Here is a 4508-nt window from a genome sequence, read left to right on the forward strand (position 1 = left end):
TCAGGGAGTATATCATCCATAAAAAAGAGCCAGCCTATAAGCTGGCCTTTTTTTATTTTATAGAAATATAGACGTTAAAAGTCGTAATGTAGTAAGTTTTTCCTTTTAAATCGTGTTCTTTATATTGCACGGATGCTTTCGGTTTAACTACTGATACGTTGTAATGCTCAATACCGTGCAATTCGCTAATAAAGAAGTGTGTCAACGCACTAATCAATCCGGTTTTACCAGCACCCCTTGCCATCATCCAGAAGTGTTGATCAAAATAAACATCCTCATATTCATCAAACAAAAACACAAATGCTATTAAAAATTTCTGAAAGGAATTTAATTTGAAATGCCACTTTTCTATGAAAGTTACACATTTATGAATTAAATCCACATCAAAATGTAAATCATTACGGGTTAATATATCTTGCTTTAAATAATGTATAAGCATGATACGTTCTTTATTTAATACCACTGTTCCTATTTCATATAGTTCTATATATTCACTTACATACTTATGAACAATCATATTAAATCACTTGCCGAATATTTCTTAATTTCTTTTTTATTATTTCCTTCTGGCAACAAATCCGTTAGTTGTTTAATGACCCTTTGATATGATTGATCACGGGTATTATATAACCGGGCAACAGGTCGTTCTCTTTCATACGGCTCTGTTTTATCAGATTGTGAGAACATTTCATAGTCACCATTCTCAGATATATCCATCCACATCTCATTTAAAAAAACTCGTAATCTTGCTGCCTGAATAATTAATCCTTCAACCACTTTTAACTTACTAGGTGGGATGTCTTTAAATAATCTTTTCAAACGATTTTTTTCTTTGTTAACTAGCACCTCACGCTCATCAATGTCCGCCATAATATCACCTCGATTCAATCATATTTTCATACTAGGTAGGGGTCCTATACGAAACAACTTAAAAATCTGGAAAAACGACCCCCTCCTCCGGTGCCCCTTAGAGCAATTTTTGATAAAATTATTTAAGGGGGGGTATTATTTTTAATTTCTCAGCAATCTTTTTAGTTGTTTCATATAAACCATCCGTTTTATTACCCATCATCATCCAAGAAGCATTTAACTCATTCGAATACTCTGACCAAATATCTTCAGCCTGTTCATTTGTAATGACATAACCTTCAAGTCTATAAGCTTTAACTAATAAAGCTACATCTTGTTCATAAGTACCCAACGTTACCACCTCTCATCGTCTTGCCATTTGTTTATCTTCTTAACAAACACTCGTCCGTGTTCTTTATTATGGCAATCCACACAGACTGTTTCTAAGTTATCTATTTCTAATGCAAGTTCCGGATAATGTTCCAGTTCTTTTATATGATGGACAACGAGTTGAATCTTCTTACGCTTTGCACTCTCACTGTACTCATTGGTGTCCACACGAACACTACCATTGCGCTTACACTCTTGGCATTCATAGTTGTCTTTCTTCTTTACTTGTTCACGTATGCTCTTCCATTCACCACTGTCATAGAACTTACGCTTCTGTTGTTTGGTTTTGTATTCTTTCATAACCGATATCTCTCTACCTGTTTTTCCACAATAGGATGATTATGTTGGATGACTTCAGTATTGAAACGCTTATTATCAGATGGTACATGTTCAATATGAATGTATGTCCGATTAATCTTATCAAACGATTGTGTTTCCCAATCAAATGCAACACGTAACTTTCTATCAATCTGTTTGCCTTTGTAATGAACTATCGGTTTAGCATCTATATCTGTTAATGTAATTGCTAATAAAGGTTCTACAGTCTCGTTAGATTGTTTGTACTTCTCTAACTTATACATATCTACAAACGCACCGTTACATTTAGGACAAACAGTTACTTCTTGATATTCTTCTTTTGACGGATAATTAACTCTATCCTGATGGCCACACACTAAACATTTAGAAGTATGGTAATGGTTAATCTCAGTACGAACCTCACACATCTATCTCACTCCTTTAACAAGAATATTCCGATTATACATTTACCAAATAAATACAATTCGTTATAATAAAGTTAACATTGCCATCAGGAAAAGTAATTCGCACCCCAAAGCGAGTTACCTTTCCTTTTTTTATGGCTACTTTTCTAAGAATTCATCCACCGCTTTACCAAGCAAACTAATCATTGCTTCTCTCTTTTGCTTTGGTGTTGTGTTATCTTGCATTTCATTAAAGATAGGAAGTACACTTTCTAATTTCTTTTTATCAATACGTTCATTTACAAGATCCTGTCCTAACATCGAAATGAATGTACCAATCGCAACCGCTTGTTCTTGTTTAGTTTAGTTAATTTAATTAAATTCATTTATCTCACTCCTTTAAACGTTGCTTTCTTAATTACAACATCTTTGATTGAAGCTACTATAGCTCAGCTATAGGTTCCGCTGTTACTTTTCTTCCTAAACAATCCATTTTAGTAATGTATAATAATCTTTTTATCATCAATATAAAGCCTCACAAAAATAGAAGCGTGCTCAATTAATTGAGCACGCTTCTTTATTAATGTTCCATATTAATACTTTTGTCCCTCATAACATCCAGTGTAAATTCCTGTTGATTGATTAAAATGCATAGCTTTGAAATACCATTTAATACGCTTTTCTGTTTGATCCCAAACGTTTGCAAAAACACCCGTTTTGTTTGTCATTTCCATTTTTAAGGTGTTTGAACTAGGAGGACAAACTGAGGCAGCTAAAGCTTTAGAGCTTTTAACATCATCCGCTGTGAATGTTGCAGCCGAAGCTCCAATTCCACCTGTTAATACAATACCAGTTGCTAATGTCCCCATTACTAATTTTTTAAACATAACAACATCCCCTTTTTAATTAGAATTTTTTGGTACAACCCAAGCTTAAAGTGTTTTTTAAATTTTGTAAATATTTATAAATTTTAGAAAATAAATACAGACTATTCACCATTTTCTATACTTTGTTTAGAAAATAATTACACATATTCCATTTCATTGGAAGTTCAATTTACAATCTCTAATTTTTGCTTATTAATACGCCCTTTTATAAGGTCCTGTCCTAACATTGAAATAAAAGTACCAATTGCAACCACTTGTTCTTGTTTAGCTAGTTTCATTTTTCAGCCTTCTTCAAAATAAAAGGCATCCGTATGGATGCTTTGAAATGGGTTATTAATTTGTGCTTTAATTCCGGTACGTGAAGTTTTATCCTTATTCCAATCACCTAATGATGAACCGCTGATATGCACCAACAATATTAAGTAACTGGAAGAAGAGCAAAAGCCCCCTAATAATAGTATCATTCAATCTTTACCATCTGCTGGTTTCGGTTTTTATGTGCCATCATTATGAAATCGTTTAGACAACATATAGATTATAAAGGAACATTATGAGTTGTGTTTTCCGCCACTTCTCACAATACAAATATATCATGTTGATTCCAAAACAACCGGCACATTTCCTGCCAAAAAGCGGTCACGACTCTGCCACATATTTTTATTATTTCTTACTATTTTCTATCATTCTCTTCATTATTTTTTGGTCAATTACTGAATGGATCTCCGCTGTTCCTATAATATTAGGAAGTGGAAATACGTTAGTTATTTTACGGTCAAACGGTAAACCTAAATTTTTTCTAAAATAATTATATTGAAATTGAACATAAGCAAACAACTTCCTGTCTTTGGCACGGATGGAACTTGATTCTAATGATTTTTCAAAATCCTCAGCAAACACAATACTGATATCTGTTTCATAGATAATTTTCTGAAGTATTGGATCTACCAATTCAATATTTTCGCGACATATTTCATCAATCTGTTTAAATTGTTCTGAATTTATCCCTTTATATTGGGAGTTAGTTCTTATACCTTGCAATAAAATTTTATACATTGGTGCGTAAAGATCTTTTAACATCTTGACTTTGTATTCATATGTCTTTGCAAATTTTTCTCTTTTTGAAGTTAATATATGAGTTAAAATTGCAGTAATAATAACTCCACCAGTAGTTACTACTAATGTAAAGACTTTTATATCATCCATTTTATCCCTCCTCTATCAAATTATATTATATATAGATTCTATATTTCTTTTAATCACTTACCCATATCTTATATTGTGTGTAACTGACCCTATCGTGAAATCCCTTAGTATCATTGATTTCATTTAACTTTGTCTTTTGAGTTACACAGTACGAAAATTATGAGTAACTGTATAGAGATACCACCAGCATTTTGCAAAATAACCTACGCTAAGCAAAAAAAATAAAATAAGCTGCCCCTATGGACAGCTTATTTACATAATTATCGTTACCAGAAGTAAAATTCAGTTCGAAAATAGCTAATTTTATCAGTTGTTGAATGTCTAAAAAAATCAAACCAATGATATTGTTGAGATCCTTTGGCAATTTCTTGCTGTGATGACTATCATAGTGACTTTTTCTTCAGCAACAACTATTAGTAGCTAATTACCATAAGGACTTATTTTTGAAATTTGCTATTTTTTAGAAAGTGTGTTAATT

Annotated in this window: 7 protein-coding genes and 1 pseudogene; all 8 read right to left on the reverse strand. The window is 32.3% G+C overall.

Annotation, left to right across the window (positions count from 1 at the left end; all coding sequences use genetic code 11):
• Positions 1-145: 145 nt before the first annotated feature.
• Positions 146-517 (reverse strand): annotated as a pseudogene (locus tag HFD78_RS28835) (terminase large subunit); the annotation flags it as partial.
• A complete protein-coding gene (locus tag HFD78_RS28840; protein ID WP_000763334.1) occupies positions 514-870 on the reverse strand; it encodes a hypothetical protein in 357 nt (118 codons plus the stop codon). The pseudogene HFD78_RS28835 and the gene HFD78_RS28840, both read right to left, overlap by 4 nt.
• 118 nt (positions 871-988) lie before the next feature.
• A complete protein-coding gene (locus tag HFD78_RS28845; RefSeq protein ID WP_000537648.1) occupies positions 989-1201 on the reverse strand; it encodes a hypothetical protein in 213 nt (70 codons plus the stop codon).
• 2 nt (positions 1202-1203) lie between these two features.
• Positions 1204-1539, reverse strand: coding sequence for an HNH endonuclease (locus HFD78_RS28850; RefSeq protein WP_000666397.1), 336 nt, complete (start codon positions 1537-1539; stop codon positions 1204-1206).
• A complete protein-coding gene (locus tag HFD78_RS28855) occupies positions 1536-1964 on the reverse strand; it encodes a hypothetical protein (protein WP_000333447.1) in 429 nt (142 codons plus the stop codon). Before HFD78_RS28855 ends, HFD78_RS28850 begins: the two co-directional genes overlap by 4 nt.
• Before the next feature lie 135 nt (positions 1965-2099).
• Positions 2100-2261, reverse strand: coding sequence for a hypothetical protein (locus HFD78_RS28860; protein ID WP_000901438.1), 162 nt, complete (start codon positions 2259-2261; stop codon positions 2100-2102).
• Between the two features lie 272 nt (positions 2262-2533).
• Positions 2534-2827: an LCI fold-containing protein gene (locus tag HFD78_RS28865; protein WP_000473804.1), complete on the reverse strand. Its 294-nt coding sequence runs from the start codon at positions 2825-2827 to the stop codon at positions 2534-2536.
• A 660-nt stretch (positions 2828-3487) separates the two neighbouring features.
• Entirely contained in the window at positions 3488-4030 is a 543-nt protein-coding gene (locus tag HFD78_RS28870; RefSeq protein ID WP_000340947.1) for a hypothetical protein, read from the reverse strand.
• Positions 4031-4508 lie beyond the last annotated feature (478 nt).

The organism is Bacillus sp. EKM501B, assembly GCF_011800505.1.
GTDB classification, from domain to species: Bacteria; Bacillota; Bacilli; order Bacillales; family Bacillaceae_G; genus Bacillus_A; species Bacillus_A cereus.

Bases quoted from the DNA above. Each gene is read 5' to 3' on its own strand.
- HFD78_RS28840 (WP_000763334.1), bottom strand. From the start codon at position 870: ATGGCGGACATTGATGAGCGTGAGGTGCTAGTTAACAAAGAAAAAAAT.
- HFD78_RS28850 (WP_000666397.1), bottom strand. From the start codon at position 1,539: ATGAAAGAATACAAAACCAAACAACAGAAGCGTAAGTTCTATGACAGT.
- HFD78_RS28855 (WP_000333447.1), bottom strand. From the start codon at position 1,964: ATGTGTGAGGTTCGTACTGAGATTAACCATTACCATACTTCTAAATGT.
- HFD78_RS28860 (WP_000901438.1), bottom strand. From the start codon at position 2,261: ATGTTAGGACAGGATCTTGTAAATGAACGTATTGATAAAAAGAAATTA.
- HFD78_RS28865 (WP_000473804.1), bottom strand. From the start codon at position 2,827: ATGTTTAAAAAATTAGTAATGGGGACATTAGCAACTGGTATTGTATTA.
- HFD78_RS28870 (WP_000340947.1), bottom strand. From the start codon at position 4,030: ATGGATGATATAAAAGTCTTTACATTAGTAGTAACTACTGGTGGAGTT.